General features: G+C 44.1%; 19 protein-coding genes, 1 rRNA gene and 1 other annotated feature. All 20 genes read right to left on the reverse strand.

What is annotated here, in order from left to right; all coding sequences use genetic code 11:
- Positions 1–114: 114 nt before the first annotated feature.
- Positions 115–648, reverse strand: coding sequence for a transcription termination/antitermination protein NusG (gene nusG / locus NR125_RS22895; protein ID WP_009336543.1), 534 nt, complete (start codon positions 646–648; stop codon positions 115–117).
- A gap of 132 nt (positions 649–780) precedes the next feature.
- A complete protein-coding gene (gene secE, locus NR125_RS22900; protein ID WP_009336541.1) occupies positions 781–963 on the reverse strand; it encodes a preprotein translocase subunit SecE in 183 nt (60 codons plus the stop codon).
- A 135-nt stretch (positions 964–1,098) separates the two neighbouring features.
- Entirely contained in the window at positions 1,099–1,242 is a 144-nt protein-coding gene (gene rpmG, locus NR125_RS22905; protein WP_009336538.1) for a 50S ribosomal protein L33, read from the reverse strand.
- Positions 1,243–1,341: 99 nt separating this feature from the next.
- Positions 1,342–1,998 (reverse strand): RNA polymerase sporulation sigma factor SigH, encoded by a 657-nt coding sequence (sigH, locus tag NR125_RS22910; protein ID WP_009336536.1) that lies wholly within the window; start codon positions 1,996–1,998, stop codon positions 1,342–1,344.
- 70 nt (positions 1,999–2,068) lie between these two features.
- Positions 2,069–2,578, reverse strand: coding sequence for an NYN domain-containing protein (locus NR125_RS22915; RefSeq protein WP_009336534.1), 510 nt, complete (start codon positions 2,576–2,578; stop codon positions 2,069–2,071).
- A gap of 2 nt (positions 2,579–2,580) precedes the next feature.
- Positions 2,581–3,324, reverse strand: coding sequence for a 23S rRNA (guanosine(2251)-2'-O)-methyltransferase RlmB (rlmB, locus tag NR125_RS22920; protein WP_009336532.1), 744 nt, complete (start codon positions 3,322–3,324; stop codon positions 2,581–2,583).
- On the reverse strand, positions 3,321–3,746 hold the full coding sequence (locus NR125_RS22925; protein ID WP_019382778.1) for a Mini-ribonuclease 3: 426 nt from the start codon (positions 3,744–3,746) through the stop codon (positions 3,321–3,323). The genes rlmB and NR125_RS22925 overlap by 4 nt, the downstream gene beginning before the upstream one ends.
- Before the next feature lie 3 nt (positions 3,747–3,749).
- Positions 3,750–5,153, reverse strand: a complete 1,404-nt coding sequence (gene cysS / locus NR125_RS22930) for a cysteine--tRNA ligase (protein ID WP_009336528.1) — start codon at positions 5,151–5,153, stop codon at positions 3,750–3,752.
- On the reverse strand, positions 5,134–5,802 hold the full coding sequence (cysE, locus tag NR125_RS22935; RefSeq protein WP_009336526.1) for a serine O-acetyltransferase: 669 nt from the start codon (positions 5,800–5,802) through the stop codon (positions 5,134–5,136). Before cysE ends, cysS begins: the two co-directional genes overlap by 20 nt.
- 127 nt (positions 5,803–5,929) lie before the next feature.
- Positions 5,930–6,158 (reverse strand) — a binding site (T-box leader).
- Between the two features lie 43 nt (positions 6,159–6,201).
- Positions 6,202–7,659, reverse strand: a complete 1,458-nt coding sequence (gene gltX, locus NR125_RS22940; RefSeq protein ID WP_009336525.1) for a glutamate--tRNA ligase — start codon at positions 7,657–7,659, stop codon at positions 6,202–6,204.
- A 278-nt stretch (positions 7,660–7,937) separates the two neighbouring features.
- Positions 7,938–8,423, reverse strand: coding sequence for a 2-C-methyl-D-erythritol 2,4-cyclodiphosphate synthase (gene ispF, locus NR125_RS22945; protein WP_009336523.1), 486 nt, complete (start codon positions 8,421–8,423; stop codon positions 7,938–7,940).
- Positions 8,424–8,436: 13 nt separating this feature from the next.
- The gene (gene ispD / locus NR125_RS22950) at positions 8,437–9,123 is read right to left on the reverse strand and encodes a 2-C-methyl-D-erythritol 4-phosphate cytidylyltransferase (protein WP_192908015.1); all 687 of its coding nucleotides are present in this window, start codon (positions 9,121–9,123) and stop codon (positions 8,437–8,439) included.
- Positions 9,124–9,208: 85 nt separating this feature from the next.
- Positions 9,209–10,297 (reverse strand): PIN/TRAM domain-containing protein, encoded by a 1,089-nt coding sequence (locus tag NR125_RS22955; protein ID WP_019382775.1) that lies wholly within the window; start codon positions 10,295–10,297, stop codon positions 9,209–9,211.
- 227 nt (positions 10,298–10,524) lie between these two features.
- Entirely contained in the window at positions 10,525–11,598 is a 1,074-nt protein-coding gene (gene disA, locus NR125_RS22960; protein WP_009336517.1) for a DNA integrity scanning diadenylate cyclase DisA, read from the reverse strand.
- A gap of 2 nt (positions 11,599–11,600) precedes the next feature.
- Positions 11,601–12,980: a DNA repair protein RadA gene (gene radA / locus NR125_RS22965; protein ID WP_192908014.1), complete on the reverse strand. Its 1,380-nt coding sequence runs from the start codon at positions 12,978–12,980 to the stop codon at positions 11,601–11,603.
- A gap of 313 nt (positions 12,981–13,293) precedes the next feature.
- The gene (clpC, locus tag NR125_RS22970; RefSeq protein WP_009336514.1) at positions 13,294–15,744 is read right to left on the reverse strand and encodes an ATP-dependent protease ATP-binding subunit ClpC; all 2,451 of its coding nucleotides are present in this window, start codon (positions 15,742–15,744) and stop codon (positions 13,294–13,296) included.
- A gap of 4 nt (positions 15,745–15,748) precedes the next feature.
- Positions 15,749–16,828: a protein-arginine kinase McsB gene (gene mcsB, locus NR125_RS22975; RefSeq protein WP_009336512.1), complete on the reverse strand. Its 1,080-nt coding sequence runs from the start codon at positions 16,826–16,828 to the stop codon at positions 15,749–15,751.
- Positions 16,829–16,830: 2 nt separating this feature from the next.
- The gene (mcsA, locus tag NR125_RS22980) at positions 16,831–17,379 is read right to left on the reverse strand and encodes a protein-arginine kinase activator protein McsA (RefSeq protein WP_009336510.1); all 549 of its coding nucleotides are present in this window, start codon (positions 17,377–17,379) and stop codon (positions 16,831–16,833) included.
- 23 nt (positions 17,380–17,402) lie between these two features.
- The gene (locus tag NR125_RS22985) at positions 17,403–17,864 is read right to left on the reverse strand and encodes a CtsR family transcriptional regulator (RefSeq protein ID WP_009336509.1); all 462 of its coding nucleotides are present in this window, start codon (positions 17,862–17,864) and stop codon (positions 17,403–17,405) included.
- A gap of 509 nt (positions 17,865–18,373) precedes the next feature.
- A 5S ribosomal RNA gene (gene rrf, locus NR125_RS22990) occupies positions 18,374–18,490 on the reverse strand.
- Positions 18,491–18,623: the final 133 nt, after the last annotated feature.

Genomic DNA, 18,623 nt, shown 5'->3' on the forward strand with positions numbered 1-18,623 from the left:
ATTGTCCAGTCTCTTTGTCCGAGACATACTGACCTTTGAAATATTATCACTTTTCAAAGGCAATTTCAAGTTTTTTTACAAAGATATATAAAAGTACTTTCAGCAGACTGCTTCTTACAGTTTTTCAATCTGTGAAAAATCTAGTTCAACCGGAGTGTCACGGCCAAACATGTTGACAAGCACTTTAATCTTCGCCTTATCTTTATCAATATCTTCAATGGTGCCTGTGAAGTTCGCAAACGGACCTTCTTTCACCTGAACTGTTTCACCGATCTCAAAGTTGATATCAAAGCGTGCTTCTTCAACACCCATATGCTTAAGGATGTTCGTAACTTCTTCCGGCAATAGTGGAGTCGGCTTTGATCCAGAACCTGCTGAACCTACGAATCCAGTTACACCCGGAGTATTTCTTACTACATACCAGGAATCATCCGTCATCACGATTTCTACTAGTACATAACCAGGGAAGACTTTGCGCTTCACTACTTTTTTCTTGCCGTTTTTCAATTCTGTTTCTTCTTCTTCCGGAACTACCACGCGGAAGATCTTATCTTGCATACCCATTGATTCAACACGTTTCTCCAGATTGGCTTTGACTTTATTTTCATAGCCGGAGTACGTATGAACAACATACCAATTCTTTTCCATTTACGAGGACTTGTTCGTCCTTCCCTCCCTGTATTCAACAATTTATTATTTTTGACCAAATTAAAAAACCCGTTTCCGGGCTTTGCAAATGTTTCCTGTGTTATTCTCCATTATACCATGGAAACTCAGGGGTTATTCAAGAATTAAACGAATCAATTCAGAAATTCCCAGGTCAATCACCGCAAAAAACAGAGCGAAGAACGTAACCGTAGCAAGAACGGTAACAGTATAGTTTGTCAGCTCTTTGCGTTTAGGCCAGCTGACCTTTTTCATTTCCCGGCCAACTTCACGGAAAAAATTCACGATGCGCTGCATTTCGTAACCCCCAACTTTCAAGAGATGTACCCTTTAACAAGAAGCGAAAGCGGCTTCAAAATCAGACCAATCTTCCAGTCTGCATAAAACGCTCAGGCTTCTGCTATTAAAAGAGCAAACTTCTTATCTATATAATCACTTTGTTTCTTTATGGATCGTATGAGCGCTGCATGTGCTGCAGAACTTCTTCAGTTCCAGCCTTGCAGAATCATTTTTGCCCGCAGTGGAATAATTTCTGGAACCACATACAGAGCAAGCCAAAATTACCTTTTTAGTCATATTTCCACCTACTAAGTCACATTACGCCCTTAAAACTTTAACACGCACCCCAAAACATGTCAATAACTGCAAAAAAAGCAAGGTGTTGGGAAATTCTGTCTATAGGGAAAATTCACGCACTTCCAAATATCTTTCCAGCTTTCTTTTCACCCGCTGCAGGGCGTTGTCAATCGATTTAACATGGCGGTTCAGTTCTTCGGAAATTTCCTGATAGGACTGCCCATCCAAATAAAGGGCAAGCACCTTTCGTTCAAGGTCACTCAGAAGCTCTGACATTTTCACTTCAATGTGATCAAATTCTTCCTGGTTGATAATAAGCTCTTCAGGGTCCATAACCTTCGCCCCAGAGATTACATCCATAAGCGTCCTGTCCGATTCCTCATCATAAATGGGCTTGTCCAAAGACACATAAGAGTTCAGCGGAATATGCTTTTGGCGGGTCGCTGTCTTGATGGCGGTTATGATTTGCCTGGTGATGCACAGTTCGGCAAACGCTTTAAATGAAGACAGCTTGTCCTCTTTAAAATCGCGGATCGCCTTGTATAAGCCGATCATTCCCTCTTGTACAATATCTTCTTTATCTGCGCCAATCAAAAAATAGGATCTTGCTTTTGCCCGGACAAAATTGCGGTACTTATGAATCAGATAATCAAGGGCCTCACTCTCGCCCTTATGCACGAGCTCAACTATTTCTTCGTCCTCAAGCTGGATAAAGTCTATAAGATTTTCGTCGATTGTCTTGAAGTCAGCACTCACTAGGATCCCCCCGACCGTACAAGCATGGTTAGAAATATTATACAGCACGGATTTTTCAAGCGTCAACCGCTCATTGTCCTCCTCTGCGCCATTTTTCAAAAATTTCTGCCACTTCATCACTGAGAGGTATCTTGGATACAGGCTTTTTCTGCTGAATTTTTTTTACTTTTTTTTCGATGCTGCTTTCAATCAAATTCATTTCATTGAGCAGCTCCCTTGCTGATTTTCTTAGAGCTCCCTGGCCAAATATGACCCATTGCTCTGTGAAATCGGAGGTTGCCACATGAATTTGGGTTTTAATATTACTGAGATCAATAGCCAATTTTTCAATGCGTTCATCGGCCGTCTCATTATTTCTTGTAAAAATAACTTCGACCTTTGAATCCTTAAACTTTTTTTCCGTGCCCTTTACATAATGGGCATCAAACACGATAATCACTCTGTACCCGGAATATCCCTGGTACTCGGCCATTTTTTCAATCAGGCGGTCTCTTGCTGACGATAAATCCTTGTTTTTGAGCTCCCTGAGTTCTGGCCAAGCACCAATTATGTTGTATCCATCAACAAGAAGGATGTCCATTTCTATCCCTCAAGCGGGTGCCGTTTCCGATAAACCTCATACATGAGCAGCGCAGCAGCAACTGATGCGTTAAGGGAAGTAACATGTCCAGCCATCGGCAGGTTAATAAGAAAATCACATTTATCGCGAATCAGGCGGCCCATCCCTTTACCTTCGCTTCCAATTACAAGACCTAAAGGCATCGTTCCATCCATCTGACGGAAGTCTTGTTTCCCTTTTGCATCGGTACCGGCAATCCAGACGCCTCTTTCTTTTAATTCATCAATTGTTCTGGCCATATTCGTAACCCGGACAACCGGGATATACTCGATCGCTCCTGTTGAGGCTTTGGCTACTGTTGCCGTGAGCCCGACCGCTCTTCTCTTCGGAATAATGATCCCGTGCGCCCCGACTGCATCTGCGGTTCTCATGATGGAGCCAAGATTATGGGGATCTTCTATCTCATCCAGCAGCAAGAAGAAAGCTGCTTCATTTTTCTTTTCTGCAGCAGCAAACAAATCGTCGATTTCTGCATATTGATAAGCAGCAACCTGTGCGATAACACCCTGATGATTCCCCTCTGCCATCCCATCTATTTTTTTCTTGGGAACGAACTGGACCAGTACCCCGGCGGACTTCGCCAAACCGATTACCTGCTGCATCTGCCCGCTTTGCGAACCTTCTGCAATGAATATCTTATTAATATCCCTCTCTGACTTTAATGCTTCAATAACGGGATTTTTCCCGATGATAAAATCCTGGCTCACTTTGCCGCTCCTCCTTTCCTTTTCTCAACTAAATGTATGGATTCCAGAATCAGCTCTTCCATCCGCTCCTGTCTTTTCGACAAAAACAGATATCCGATAAGAGATTCAAAAGCTGTGCTGTATCTGTATGTTTGGACATCTGTATTTTTCGGCACCGATCCGGACTTTGCATTTCGCCCCCTGCGGACTACTGCCAGTTCTTCCTCCGTCAGCCGTTCAGAGTCAATTAATTCATGAATGATTATGGACTGGGCTTTTGCAGAAACATATCGGGTTGCCTCCTTATGGAGAAAATGGGGCCGAACCCGTCCATTCTGAAGGAGATGGTGGCGTATATAGGTTTCAAATACCGCATCCCCCATATACGCCAAGGCAAGACTATTCAATTGTTTTTCATCTATTTTGTTTTCATAGTGAAGCATTGCTTAGCCTCTTTTCCATCTGATTCCCTGCGGTGTATCTTCAAGGATAATATTCATCTCTTTCAGCTGATCGCGGATTTTGTCTGCCAGTTCGAAATTACGCTCTTTTCTGGCCTGCTGCCTCTGCTCAATCAGCTGTTCGATTTCCTCATCCAGAAGGTCAGCATTTGTTTCTTCAAGAGAAAGGCCCAATACGTCAAACAGCGTTTCGAATTCTTTCGTGAAAGCATCAATCACTTCAACAGCTGTGTTTTTCTCCATCAGATAATAATTCGCAAGCTTAGACAGTTCGAACAAAATAGATACGGCATTGGCTGTATTGAAATCATCATCCATATCTTGAATGAACTGTTCATGTAGAGAGGTTATTTTATCCAGCCACTCCTGATTATTATCAGTCAGGTTCACACTTGCTTCTTTGCGATGCTGCAAATTGTGATAAGACGTTTTAATGCGCTCGAGCCCTGTACGGGTATTTTCAAGAAGCTCATCACTGTAGTTAATCGGATGTCTGTAATGTACGGACAGCATGAAAAATCTTAGAACCTGCGGGTCATGCTTTTGGATAATGTCATGAACCAGGACGAAATTCCCCAGTGATTTAGACATTTTTTCGTTGTCGATATTAATATAGCCATTGTGCATCCAATAGCGGGCAAACGTTTTGCCTGTCAATGCTTCCGATTGGGCGATCTCATTTTCATGATGCGGGAAAGACAGATCCTGTCCGCCGGCATGAATATCAATTGTGTCCCCGAGGTATTTCCTTGCCATAGCCGAGCACTCAATATGCCACCCCGGCCTTCCCTGTCCCCAAGGGCTCTCCCACGCGATTTCCCCTTCCTTCGCTGCTTTCCAAAGAACAAAGTCGAGAGAATCCTGTTTCTTTTCGCCGACCGCAATGCGGGCACCGACCCGCAACTCATCAATGGACTGATGGGACAGTTTTCCGTACTCATCGAACTTACGGGTATGGTAATAAACATCCCCTTCTGATTCATACGCGAAGCCTTTATCAATCAATGTCTGGATAAACTCAATAATGATATCGATGCTTTCTGTCACTCTCGGGTGGACATCAGCCTTTCTGCAGCCCAGTGCAGAAACGTCTTCGAAGTAGGCATTAATGAATCGTTCCGCGATGCTTGGAACATCCGTTCCCAGTTCATTGGCTACGCGGATCAGCTTATCATCCACATCAGTAAAATTGGATACATACTGAACATCGAAGCCGCGGAATTCAAGATATCTGCGCACAGTATCAAATACAATTGGCGGGCGCGCATTCCCTATATGGATATAGTTATAAACGGTAGGACCGCACACATACATTTTCACTTTTCCCTCTTCTATGGGAATAAAATCTTCTTTTTGACGAGTAAGTGTATTATAGATTTGAATGGCCATGAATCTGGCTCCTTTCTTTCCTCAACGTTTCGACTTCGCCTTTTAATTCCTGCAGCTCCTTCTCCAATTCCTTAAACCGGTCTGCAATTGGATCGGGAAGATCACAATGATTTAAATCCTTGCTAATTTTTACTCCATCCCGGACTTTCACTCTTCCAGGAATGCCGACTACGGTTGAATTGGGCGGAACCTCATGAAGGACAACAGAGCCTGCCCCTATCTTAGAATTCTCTCCAATAGTAATGGAACCCAAAACCTTCGCACCAGTCGCGATCAGCGCGTTGTCCTTAATTGTAGGATGCCGCTTGCCTTTTTCCTTTCCGGTTCCCCCAAGTGTCACACCCTGGAAAACAGTTACATTATCACCGATTTCACAAGTTTCCCCGATGACAACCCCCATGCCATGGTCGATAAAAAAGCGTCTGCCAATCTTAGCTCCAGGGTGAATTTCAATTCCTGTGAAAAAGCGGCTGACCTGGGAAACAACTCTTGCAAGAAAATAAAACTTCCTTTTAAAAAGTGCGTGGGCTATGCGATGCGACCAGACAGCATGCAATCCTGAGTATGTTAATACTACTTCCAAATAACTTCTTGCTGCCGGATCCTGTTCAAATACCACTTCGATATCTTCCTTCATTCTTGCAAACATTGTTCATTTCCCCTCCCGACATAGATCTCGATCTCTTTTTTTATTTTTCTAAAGCTTTTCCCCTATAATATTTCTCCGCCCATAAAAGTAGGTTTTAAAATATAAAAAAGCGCCTCTGCCACAATCGGACAGAGACGCTTTATGCGCGGTTCCACTCTGTTTAGGCTTCAGAAGCCTCAACTTTAACTTGTTAACGGATAAGTTCCGCTCAAATCTACTAGGAAACATGGGCATCCGTTCAAATTGAGGCTCTGAGGCGCACTTCGGAAAAAGGAGAGGCTTAAACCACTTTCAGCCGGTGATGGTTCTCTCTAAAAAGCATCTTTTTTCTTACTTTTCCTCTTCAACACTTTTCGATATAGAATTTACTTAATACTATATTACATTTTCTCCAAGATGTTAACCAATAATGCTCATTAATCGAGTTTTTACTTTTTCTTTTCCTAAAAGCTCGATGGCCTGCGGCAGATCAGGCCCATGGGTTTGGCCAGTAGTAGCTGAACGGATTGGCATGAACAGTTTCTTGCCCTTGTGGCCTGTTGATTTTTGCACAGCCTTCATGGCCGCTTTAATTTCATCCGCTTTGAACTCTGACATATTATCAATTTCCTGCAGGAAAGCAGACAGCACTTCAGGAACCTGCTCTTCAGCCAGAACTTCCTTCGCTTCTTCATCAACTGTCATTTCTTCTGTAAAGAACAGTTCTGAAAGCTCAGCAATTTGAGCGCCATAGCTCATTTTTTCCTGATAAAGAGTGATCAGGCTTCTAACCCAATCTTCATTTTCCTGCTTCCAGTTTTCACTGATCTTACCTGCCTTTACCAGGTGAGGGGCTGAAATGGCCACCAGACGGTCTTGATCAAGCTTCTTCATGTACTGGTTATTCATCCACTCAAGCTTCTGCTTATCGAAAAGGGCAGGAGATTTTGATAATCTGCTTTCATCAAAAATATCAATGAATTCTTCTTTGGAGAAGATTTCTTCCTCGCCTGCAGGAGACCAGCCAAGCAGAGCAATAAAGTTAAAGAGCGCTTCCGGCAGATAGCCGAGCTCTTCATACTGCTCAATGAACTGGATAATTGTCTCGTCCCGCTTGCTCAGTTTTTTGCGGCTTTCATTGACAATCAGCGTCATATGGCCAAACGTCGGAATGTCCCAGCCTAATGCTTCGTATATCATCTGCTGCTTAGGCGTATTGGAGATATGGTCATCTCCGCGCAGGACATGAGAAATTTTCATAAGGTGGTCATCCACTGCTACGGCAAAGTTATAAGTAGGAGTGCCATCCTTTTTGACAATGACAAAATCGCCAAAGCCTTCAGATTCGAATGACACTTCGCCTTTTACCATGTCATTGAATGTCAATTCCCTGCCTTTTGGCACTAAGAAGCGGATGCTTGGCTTTCTGCCTTCTGCTTCCAGTGCAGCTCTTTCATCCTCTGTCAGATGACGGCATTTTCCTGAGTAAGCAGGAGTATCGCCTTTTGCAGATTGAGCTTCTCGCTCTGCTTCCAGTTCCTCTTCCGTACAATAGCATTTATAGGCATGCCCTTTGTCGAGCAATTCCTTGTAGTATGTTTCATAGATATGATTTCTTTCAGATTGGCGGTATGGGCCAAATTCGCCTTCCAGGTCGATGCTCTCGTCCCAATCCATGCCAAGCCATTTTAAATAGTGAAGCTGGCTTTCTTCGCCGCCTTCAATATTCCTTTTCTTATCTGTATCCTCAATGCGGATGATGAATTTCCCGCCTTTGCTTCTTGCAAACAAATAGTTGAAAAGCGCCGTTCTTGCATTTCCGATATGCAAATGTCCAGTCGGACTCGGAGCATAGCGGACGCGGATTTCATTTGACATACTAACTGCCTCCTTAAAATCTTAACGATAAAGTGAAACTCAATCAGTGGTACAACTATGGGGATTTGTTGCTGATACAAACGATAGAACACTTATTTGCTCATTTAGCCAGCTTTCCCGCTACTAATTGCTGATTGAACCAATCGGGCCTATACGGGCAGTTTGACTCCCGCGTATCTCCCTTGGAATCCTTTGAGTCCAAAATCGGGAGTCTTACTGCCCATTAGACTGCAATAAGCTATATTTTAACACTCAGGTTTTTCTTCTGAAAGGTAATTTTACTGGCTCTCTTTCTTTTTCAGCAAAACAGCGGCCTGGGAGGCGATTCCCTCCCCCCGTCCTGTAAATCCAAGCTTTTCTGTAGTTGTTGCTTTCACATTAATATTTTCTTTCCCGGTTTCCAGAAGCTCTGCAATCCGCTCCTGCATTTTCCCGATATGAGGAGCCATTTTCGGCTTCTGGGCAATGATGGTGCAGTCTGCATTAACCAGCTCATACCCTTTTTCTTTTACGATTCCCCACACATGCGCGAGCAGCTTCGCAGAATCGGCATCCTTGAATTCAGGATCAGTATCAGGAAAATGCCGACCAATGTCTCCTTCTCCAATTGCTCCAAGGCAGGCATCGGCCACTGTATGCAGCAGGACATCTGCATCTGAATGCCCCAGCAGCCCTTTCTCATATGGTATTTCAATACCCCCGATAATCAGCGGGCGTCCTTCTGCAAACTGATGAACATCAAAACCTTGTCCAATCCGAAACATTATACAATCTCCTTTATATATGACTTCTTTTCTTTATAATTGCTTCCGCAAAATAAATATCTTCTGGTGTAGTCAGCTTAATATTATCGTAACTTCCTTGAACAATCACCACTTCATTGCCTAAACGCTCCACAAGGCTGGCATCATCTGTTCCCAGGAAGCCGTCTTCCTCGGCCTTGCGGTGTGCCTCAAGCAGGGAAGAAACACGAAAGGCCTGTGGAGTTTGAACAGCCCACAGGCAGGAACGTTCAAGTGTTTCTGTAATTAAATTTCCGTCAGCTTTTTTAACTGTATCCTTCAGCGGTACTGCAAGAACAGCAGCTCCTTTTTCCCATGCTGCTTTCACCAGCGGCTGCAGTAAATCCCGGGTAATAAAAGGGCGGGCAGCGTCATGAACCAGCACCACTTGCTCACCCGAAACCGCCTTGGCCGCATTATAGACGCTATGCTGCCTTTCCTGCCCGCCTTCTGCCATAGCGGCCACTTTCGTAATCTGATGCTCTTTTAACAGAATGCGTATTTCTTCCTCATCCTGAGGATTGATTGCCAGATAAATGCCCGTGCATTCCGCGTCACTTTCAAAAACTCTTAACGTATGTATAAACACAGGGACATTCCCGATTTCCAGGAGAAGCTTATTCTTTCCGGCTCCCATTCTTTTCCCCTGCCCGGCCGCCGGGAGAATCACTTGATAATTCATATTATGGCTCCTATCTTTTAAAAAAGCAGGAAAAAGGCAGGGAAAGCAATCTCCCTGCACATTCTGTCCTACTTTCTATCATACATTATAAAGCTTTTTCCAGAAGCTTAGGTTTTGCAAAGATCATTCGTCCGGCTGATGTCTGCAGAACACTTGTGACAAGAACATCGATATGTTTGCCAATATAATTTCTGCCTTCTTCCACTACAATCATCGTGCCGTCGTCCAGATAAGCAATTCCCTGATTCTGTTCCTTGCCGTCCTTAATAACCTGTACCTTCATTTCTTCGCCTGGAAGCACAACCGGTTTGACGGCATTTGCCAGGTCATTAATATTGAGGACTGCCACTTTTTGCAGTTCACATACCTTGTTTAAGTTAAAGTCATTGGTCACAACGACGCCATTGGTTAGCTTAGCCAGCTTCACGAGCTTGCTGTCCACCTCTTGGATTTCTTCAAAATCGCCTTCATAGATTTCCACATTAATCGAAAGCTCTTTTTGGATCCGATTCAGTATATCCAGACCCCGTCTGCCACGGTTGCGCTTTAATACATCTGAAGAATCAGCAATGTGCTGAAGCTCTTCGAGTACAAACTGAGGAATGACAATCGTACCTTCCAGAAAGCCCGTCTGACAGATATCAGCAATGCGTCCATCGATAATAACGCTGGTATCAAGAATCTTGAGTGAGTTTTTGGGTGCAGCTTCAGGTTCGGGTTCTTCTTCACTGCTCTTCTTTTTCTTGCTTGAAATTAAACTTAAAAGCTCATCCCGCTTTTTAAAGCCCACCTGAAATCCTAGATAGCCGAACAGGAGCGTCAGAACAATCGGAGCAACGGTATTCAGAATCGGGACCTCAATCGCATTTAGTGCATATCCGATTAAAAAGGCAATGACTAATCCAAAAACCAGGCCGACACTTCCAAAAATAATATCTGTTATAGGTACTTTTACCAGTGATTCTTCTGCCCATCTCACGAAATTGACGACATGATCAACCGCCCAAAAAGTTAAAAGATAAAAAATAATAGCACCTAAAATGGCGGACACATATGGATTATTTAAAAGAGGAATGTCATCTAAACTGATTAATTTTAATAAGTCAGGAATCAAAAATATACCCAGCGTTACCCCGATAATAAGGAAGCATGCCTGTACAATACGTTTTAACATTCCGTCACCTCCTTTTAATCATTATAAACAAATTCACAAAATTGAAACCCTGAATCCGGGGGATTTTCAATTTTTCCCTAATTATTATTTCACGATAGTAAAAAAACGTCTTTATACTGCTTAAATTTTTACTTCTACACACTTTAAGGGTAGCACCATTGGCAATAAACTGTCAAATAATTAACTTATCATTTTAGCATAACTAATTACATAGTTCAATGGTCTCTTTATAGCTGACGGTCCGCAAAAACCTGCTCTTTTATGAGCTTAAGTCCTTCTTTAATTTTTCTGGCCCTTACCTCTCCGATTCCTTCTACCTCATCGAGCTCCTCTACTGTCGCCGTGATGATATTCGGAAATTCTTCAAACCGGTTAATCAGATTGTCGATAATAATCGGCGGAAGGCGGGGAACTTTATTCAGCATGCGGTAGCCGCGGGGGCATTTGAATTCTTCCGTATGAATATACCCATTGTAGCCAAGAAGCTTAAGAATGACAGAGTCTTCGAGCATTTCCCCTTTTGATAGCTCCTGAAGCTTAACAATTGCATCCCTTGAGTCGATGTCCCTGGATTGAGCATAGTCTTTTATAATCCATTCTGCTTCTCGTTCAAGCTCCATCAGCAGCTCATTCATCTGGAGCCGAATCAGCCTTCCTTCAGTACCCAGTTCACTTAAGTAGGTGAGCAGTTCATTTTTAATGCGCAGAACCATTTCGATATTATGAAAAACATGCAGGATGTCACTGTATGTAACAAGCTCTTCAAATTCCAGGATGCTAAGGTTGCCGATGCTCTGTTCAAGAACGACCTTATACTTTTCAAGAGTCTGCACGGCTACATTCGCCTTAGTTAAAATGACGCCAATATCACGCAGGGCATAGCGTGAATGGCCTTTATAAAGGGTAATGACATTTCGTCTCTGGGAAATGGCAATCACTAATGCGCCTGTTTGCCTGGCAACCCGCTCAGCCGTCCGGTGCCGCATGCCCGTTTCGGTTGAAGGTACACCAGGATCGGGAGCCAGCTGAGCATTAGCAATGAGAATCTTGTTCCCTTCTTCATTTAAAATAATGGCTCCATCCATCTTGGCCAGTTCATACAAATAGCTTGGCGAAAATGGGCAATTGATTTGGAACCCGCCATCAACAAGGTTACTCAACTTTTCCTTTGAGCCCAATACAATCAGCCCGCCTGTATTAGCGCGAAGAACATTATCAATCCCTTCCCTGATAGGCGTACCCGGAGCCATGAACCGAAGGATTTCACTCATCGTTTTTTCGCCCATTTTTTTAGTCTCCATCTTTATCCCCCTAACGCAGCCTTAAGAGCTTCACCGACCGAACTTACTCCGATTAGTTCAATTCCTCCCGGTGCGCTCCAGCCGCCAAGATTGTTCGCCGGCAGGATAACCCGCTCAAAACCCAGCTTGGCTGCCTCCTGCACTCTTTGTTCTATTCTTGATACTCTCCTGACCTCTCCTGTGAGTCCTACTTCTCCGATGATGCAGTCTGTTGCCTTTGTTGGCTTATCCCGAAAGCTTGACGCAATACTCACAGCAATGGCCAGATCAATAGCCGGTTCATCAAGCTTCACTCCGCCAGCGACTTTTAAGTATGCATCCTGATTTTGCAGGAGCATCCCGACCCGTTTTTCCAAAACCGCCATCAGGAGCGGAACCCGGTTATGATCAATTCCTGTCGCCATTCGTCTTGGATTTCCAAAGCTTGTTGGAGAAATCAGCGCCTGAATTTCAACCAGGACTGGCCTCGTTCCTTCCATAGAAGCAACGACTGTTGAACCGGCAGCTCCCTGTGACCGCTCTTCCAGGAAAATTTCTGACGGGTTAGCCACTTCCTCAAGCCCAAATTCCTTCATTTCAAAAATGCCCATCTCGTTTGTTGAGCCAAATCTGTTTTTCACTGCCCGCAGGATCCGGTATGTATGATGGCGTTCGCCCTCAAAGTACAAAACCGTATCAACCATATGCTCCAGAAGTCTTGGACCGGCAATGGACCCTTCCTTTGTAACATGCCCTACGATAAAAATGGCAATTCCCTTCGTTTTGCCGATGCGCATTAGCTCAGCGGTACATTCCCGGACCTGAGAAACGCTGCCAGGCGCTGATGTCACTTCAGGATGAAAGATCGTCTGAATGGAGTCTATAATGACAAAGTCAGGACTCACTGAATCAATCGTTCTGCTGATTTCATCAAGGCTGGTTTCCGAGTAAACAAGCAGACTGTCTGAAGAAACACCTAAGCGGTCAGCACGCAGCTTCGTCTGACGCATGGATTCTTCCCCTGATATATAAAGAACAGAATGCTTCCTGTTCGCCAGCTGTGATGACACTTGAAGAAGAAGCGTTGATTTCCCGATGCCCGGATCTCCCCCAATAAGAACAAGGGAACCTCTAACGATTCCTCCCCCAAGGACACGGTTTAATTCTATTAAATCGGTATGTATGCGTGGTTCGCTGACTGTTTCAATGGATGTAATCGGTGTAGCTTTCGCCGCTATGGCAGAGCCCTGTGAATGAGCAAAAGCGCCCCTTCTCGTTGAAGCAGGCTTCTCCACCTCTTCCACCATCGTATTCCACTGTCCGCATCCCGGACATTTCCCCATCCACTTCGGTGATTCATAGCCGCATTCCTGGCACATGAATTTCGTTTTTCTTTTAGCCATACTTCTTCCCCTCTCTGTACACATTCATCCAGCCGTATTAAAGGAAATCTTAATATTACCGGCCTTGCATGAAAGAACCAGTGATGACAGAAGTACGGTTTACTTCCTATTCCCTTTTCCAACGGGTCTTAAAATGTTTTTGTCCTGATATCTCTTTCTCTCTTAAAATTAACATAAAACGGCAGAATAAACCTCTTTTAAGGCTGTAATGAAGAAATGGGCTGATAGAGTACAAAAAGGTACACGTATAACAGGGACGTGTACCTTTTTGCTGTGTAAAATCTATTGATGCTTTATTAGGGGTTCGTTAACCTTATTTCTGAAGATTTGCTGTTCCGCTTGGTTCAGCCGTTTTCACAACAAATTCTCCATCCTTTACATCGATTACCACAGATTGCCCGGTTAGGACTGTGCCCTTTAACAGCTCTTCGGATAAGCGGTCTTCAATATGCTTTTGAATAGCCCGGCGAAGCGGACGTGCACCGTACTCAGGATCATAACCCTCAACCGAGATTTTTTCTTTGGCTGCATCCGTCAATTCCAGTGTAATATCCTGTTCCTTCAATCGTTTCGTTAAAGTGTCAGACATCAGCGAAACAATTTCCTGAAGATGCTTTTTCTCCAATGCATGGAAAACGATGATTTCATCGATACGATTCAGGAATTCCGGTCGGAAGGACTTTTTCATCTCCTCCATTACTTTTCCTTTCATATCTTTGTAATCCTGTTCCCCATCCTGGATGTTAAAACCAACGTATTTGTTCCGCTTAAGTGCTTCAGCACCTACATTGGATGTCATAATCAGAACGGTATTGCGGAAATCAACGGTTCTGCCCTTAGAGTCTGTTAATCTTCCGTCTTCCAATACCTGTAAAAGGATGTTGAATACATCAGGATGTGCCTTTTCAATTTCATCCAGCAGCACAACAGAATATGGCTTTCTGCGGACTTTTTCGGTTAACTGCCCGCCTTCTTCATATCCTACATAGCCTGGAGGTGAACCTACCAGACGGGATGTAGAGTGTTTCTCCATGTATTCTGACATATCGATGCGGATCATCGCATCCTCGTCACCGAACATCGCTTCTGCTAATGCACGGGCTAGCTCCGTTTTACCTACACCAGTCGGCCCAAGGAATACAAATGAGCCAATCGGGCGCTTCGGATCTTTAAGGCCTGCACGGGCACGGCGGACTGCCTTCGAAATGGCCTTAACCGCTTCTTCCTGTCCGATTACACGGGAATGAAGAATTTCTTCCAGGTTCAGAAGCTTTTCTGTTTCTGTTTGGGCCAGCTTCGATACAGGGATTCCAGTCCAGCTGGCCACAACATTGGCGATGTCCTCAACCGTCACTTCACTGTTCTCTTTGCCCTGCTTTTCTTTCCATGTTTTCTTCGTTTCTTCAAGCTGTTCGCGCAGACGCTGCTCTGTATCTCTTAAGGAAGCCGCCTTTTCAAATTCCTGGCTTTGAACGGCAGCATCTTTCTCTTTCCTTACATCCTCGAGTTTAACCTCCAGCTCTTTCAGGTTTGGAGGGGTAGTATAAGAGCGAAGTCTTACCTTCGAACCCGCTTCGTCAATTAAATCAATCGCTTTATCTGGAAGGAAGCGGTCTGAGATGTAGCGGTCTGATAGTTTTACAGCCGCTTGAATGGCCGCATCCGTAATCGTCACGCGATGGTGTGCCTCATAACGGTCACGAAGACCTTCAAGAATCTGTACTGATTCTTCCGCAGTAGGCTCATCAACCGTAATAGGCTGGAATCTTCTTTCAAGTGCCGCATCCTTTTCAATGTATTTTCTGTATTCATCAAGAGTTGTTGCACCTATGCACTGAAGTTCACCGCGTGCCAGAGAAGGCTTTAAGATGTTGGAAGCATCTATCGCCCCTTCTGCTCCGCCTGCACCTATTAATGTATGAAGCTCGTCAATGAATAAAATAATGTTTCCGGCCTGCCTGATTTCATCCATTACCTTCTTCAGGCGGTCTTCAAATTCACCGCGATACTTCGTTCCAGCTACAACTGTACCCATATCAAGCGTCATAACCCTTTTATCACGAAGAGTCTCCGGCACTTCGTTATTAATGATCTGCTGTGCCAGGCCTTCTGCAATGGCTGTTTTACCTACACCAGGCTCACCGATCAAAACCGGGTTGTTTTTCGTCCTGCGGCTTAATACTTCGATTACGCGCTGAATTTCTTTGCTTCGCCCAATAACCGGATCCAGGCTTCCTTCTCTGGCAATAGCAGTCAAATCACGTGCCAATCCATCCAGTGTCGGTGTGTTCGCATTGGCTGCGGACCCTCCCTGATGGCTGCCGGACTCATTGCTGCCTAATAGCTGAAGCACTTGCTGACGCGCTTTATTGAGGCTGACTCCTAGGTTATTCAACACTCTCGCTGCCACGCCTTCGCCCTCGCGGATCAGGCCAAGCAGGATATGCTCTGTTCCTACATAGGAATGGCCAAGCTTTCTTGCTTCGTCCATGGAAAGTTCAATAACTTTCTTGGCACGCGGTGTATAGTGAATGGTCTGGGAAGCATCCTGCCCCCTGCCGATTAAATTCTCAACCTCTTTTTGGATCTTATCAGAGCCGAGGCCTAAAGCATACAAAGCTTTTGCAGCAATGCCTTCACCTTCGCGTACAAGCCCCAGCAGAATATGCTCTGTTCCGATGTTGTTATGTCCTAAACGGATTGCTTCCTCCTGTGCTAAAGCCAATACTTTTTGAGCTCTTTCCGTAAATCGTCCGAACATCATATTTTCATCCTCCCAACTCTTGATCTTCCATTTTTAATCTTTCCCTGATTAATGAAGCCCTGCGGATATCGCGTTCATGCGGTCTCAGCGGCCCGCCTGCATATTGCTGCAGGAATCCGGGCTGTGTCAGGATCATCAGCTCATTCAATATATTTTTTGATATGTTTTTAATGTACTTCATATCAATCCCCAGGCGAACATCAGACAAGCATTGTGCTGCTTCCTTTGATTCAATGATCCGGCTATTTGATAAAATGCCATAAGAGCGGAAGACTCTGTCTTCTAATTGTATGTTAGAAGTCTTTGCTAATGCTTCCCTTGCCGATCTTTCCTGAGAAATCAGCTGGCTGACAACGCTTTTCAGATCCTCTGCGATATCCTCTTCTGATTTTCCGAGAGTGATCTGATTTGAAACTTGAAAGATGTTACCTAAAGCTTCGCTGCCCTCCCCGTAAATTCCTCTAACAACTAAACCAAGCTGGTTAATTGCCGGAATAATCCGGTTCATTTGCTGTGTGAGAACGAGGCCCGGCAAATGCATCATAACCGATGCCCTGAGCCCTGTACCTACATTTGTGGGACAGCTTGTTAAAAAGCCAATATTTTCATCAAATGCATAATCGGCTTCTTCCTCCAGCCAATCATCAATTTCATTCGCCATACTTAAGGCTTCAGAAAGCTGAAACCCCGGAAACAGGCATTGAATCCTTATATGGTCTTCTTCATTAATCATGATGCTGACTTCTTCATTTTCAGAAAGAAGGCAGGCACCATAAGTTGAATTCTCAGCAAGATGGGGACTGATCAGATGCTTTTCCATCAGCACTCTTTTTTGAAGAGGCTGAAGGCGATCCATTAATAAAAGCTCCATTTCCCCAAGTTTCGAAAAAGAAGAATGCTCCACCCTCGCCTTTATTTTTTCAATGACTGCTTCTGCTTCTTCATTTGAAAATAAAGTGGGGAATTTATATTGCTTTATATTGCGGGCAAGCCTGATTCGTGAACTTAATACAATATCGGAATCAGGACCTTCCGCACTCATCCAGGAGCTAATAGCTTGATTCATGAAACGTTCCAGCGACAAGCTTACTCCCCTCCCTTTTGATCGGCATTGAGCTGCTTTTCCAATTTCCTTATTTCGTCCCTCAATTCTGCCGCTCTTTCAAACTCTTCTTTGGCAATCATTTCTTTTAAATTGTTTTTTAAATCATCAATATTCCTTCGCAAGTGAATGGTTCCCCCGATTCGCGCAGGAATTTTTCCGCTGTGTGAGAAATTCCCGCTGTGTAGCCTTCTAAGAATAGGGTTCAATTGATCTTTAAAGGTCTCATAGCAGTTGGCGCATCCAAAGCGGCCTACTTTAATAAACTGCTGAAAGGTGAGGGAACATTGCTCACACTGCAGGACTTTCTCCTGCTGAAAAGCGTCCTGGCCCGATTCCTGAAAGGCAGGCTGAATATTCAGAAGACCAGCAAGCAAGTTATTTATTGAAAAACCAGACCCGCTGCCCAGCATAAACATTTCACCTTTTTCCTGTGCGCATTTCTCGCAAAGATGAAACTCTGCTTTCTCGCCATTTACAACCTTTGTAAAGTGCAGCGTGGCCGGCCTTTGGTTACATTCCTGACAAATCATGACGTCACCTCTCCAGCTCACTACTATTTATATTTCAAAGTGGTTAACATTGCCTTAAGCATTCTTGCCCTCAGCTCATCCCTGAATGGAAGATCAATATACAGAACAGAGCGGTCTATAACACTAAGCATTATTTTAGCTTCCCTATGTGTTATAATCTCTTCTTCTACCAGACGGTAAATGACATTCTCTGCACTGCTCTGGGCAATCCTGCTTTGAACCAATGAAATTAACTGGTCAATTAAATCAGCATGGTCATAGGACTGGACTTTCATAATCCGGATGAAGCCCCCGCCTCCCCGCTTACTTTCTACTGCATAGCCTTTCTCAATCGTGAAACGGGTGTTGATCACATAATTGATCTGAGAAGGAACACACTGGAACTTATCAGCAATTTCACTTCTTTTAATTTCCACGATTTCCCTTTCGCTCTTCTCTAAAACCTGTTTGAGATAATTTTCAATTATGTCGGATATATTCCTCACCAGGCCTCCCCCTATCTGACTTTGACTATATTTGACATTAATTATACATGATTTATGTAATTTCTTGCAATTGGCGGGTATTAATAATTTTCCCCCATTTTTTGACTTCCCAAACCTGAAAATGGAAGTTAATGTCGATAACAATATATTTTTGATTGGGCGGGTTTGTGCTTGGATGGGAGAAGTTTTTTTGGAGGCTGGGAAGTGTTTTGCGCTTGATTGCCAGATGGACAGATGATATGGTTAGCTGTCCTTGCTTGATGTTCGGTCGGAATAGAGAGATGGAATCCTGCAGAATGGCTGAATGAACCTGCTGAATGCCCTGATTCTGGATTCTATGAAGCTGCGATGCAGTTAGCGATACTTTTATCTAGCATGAATTGAGCTTTATGAAGTAAACTCACATTTAGCCCAATTTCCCACTAAAAAGCAGAGTCCAAATAAGAAATTTGTATTCAATAAATCTCCAGACATACAAAAAAGAGCACCCATCAGGTGCTCTTTCATATGCCCGGCAGCGTCCTACTCTCACAGGGGGACAGCCCCCAACTACCATCGGCGCTGAGAAGCTTAACTTCCGTGTTCGGTATGGGAACGGGTGTGACCTTCTCGCTATCGCCACCGGACTATGTAATTGAAGAAACTTCGTTCCCTCAAAACTAGATAATGCATGAAGAAGCATTTGCCGAGTATTCACCAATGACTTGGTTAAGTCCTCGATCGATTAGTATCAGTCAGCTCCACATGTCGCCACGCTTC

The organism is Cytobacillus sp. Bac17, from assembly GCF_024519925.1.
Lineage (GTDB): Bacteria > Bacillota > Bacilli > Bacillales > Cytobacillaceae > Cytobacillus > Cytobacillus pseudoceanisediminis.

What these genes read in the sequence shown, in the direction of transcription:
- nusG (WP_009336543.1), bottom strand. Translation starts at nt 648, where the DNA reads ATGGAAAAGAATTGGTATGTTGTTCATACGTACTCCGGCTATGAAAAT.
- secE (WP_009336541.1), bottom strand. Translation starts at nt 963, where the DNA reads ATGCAGCGCATCGTGAATTTTTTCCGTGAAGTTGGCCGGGAAATGAAA.
- rpmG (WP_009336538.1), bottom strand. Translation starts at nt 1,242, where the DNA reads ATGACTAAAAAGGTAATTTTGGCTTGCTCTGTATGTGGTTCCAGAAAT.
- NR125_RS22915 (WP_009336534.1), bottom strand. Translation starts at nt 2,578, where the DNA reads ATGGACATCCTTCTTGTTGATGGATACAACATAATTGGTGCTTGGCCA.
- NR125_RS22925 (WP_019382778.1), bottom strand. Translation starts at nt 3,746, where the DNA reads ATGCTTCACTATGAAAACAAAATAGATGAAAAACAATTGAATAGTCTT.
- cysS (WP_009336528.1), bottom strand. Translation starts at nt 5,153, where the DNA reads ATGGCCATTCAAATCTATAATACACTTACTCGTCAAAAAGAAGATTTT.
- cysE (WP_009336526.1), bottom strand. Translation starts at nt 5,802, where the DNA reads ATGTTTGCAAGAATGAAGGAAGATATCGAAGTGGTATTTGAACAGGAT.
- gltX (WP_009336525.1), bottom strand. Translation starts at nt 7,659, where the DNA reads ATGTCAAATGAAATCCGCGTCCGCTATGCTCCGAGTCCGACTGGACAT.
- ispF (WP_009336523.1), bottom strand. Translation starts at nt 8,423, where the DNA reads ATGTTTCGGATTGGACAAGGTTTTGATGTTCATCAGTTTGCAGAAGGA.
- ispD (WP_192908015.1), bottom strand. Translation starts at nt 9,123, where the DNA reads ATGAATTATCAAGTGATTCTCCCGGCGGCCGGGCAGGGGAAAAGAATG.
- NR125_RS22955 (WP_019382775.1), bottom strand. Translation starts at nt 10,297, where the DNA reads ATGTTAAAACGTATTGTACAGGCATGCTTCCTTATTATCGGGGTAACG.
- disA (WP_009336517.1), bottom strand. Translation starts at nt 11,598, where the DNA reads ATGGAGACTAAAAAAATGGGCGAAAAAACGATGAGTGAAATCCTTCGG.
- radA (WP_192908014.1), bottom strand. Translation starts at nt 12,980, where the DNA reads ATGGCTAAAAGAAAAACGAAATTCATGTGCCAGGAATGCGGCTATGAA.
- clpC (WP_009336514.1), bottom strand. Translation starts at nt 15,744, where the DNA reads ATGATGTTCGGACGATTTACGGAAAGAGCTCAAAAAGTATTGGCTTTA.
- mcsA (WP_009336510.1), bottom strand. Translation starts at nt 17,379, where the DNA reads ATGATTTGTCAGGAATGTAACCAAAGGCCGGCCACGCTGCACTTTACA.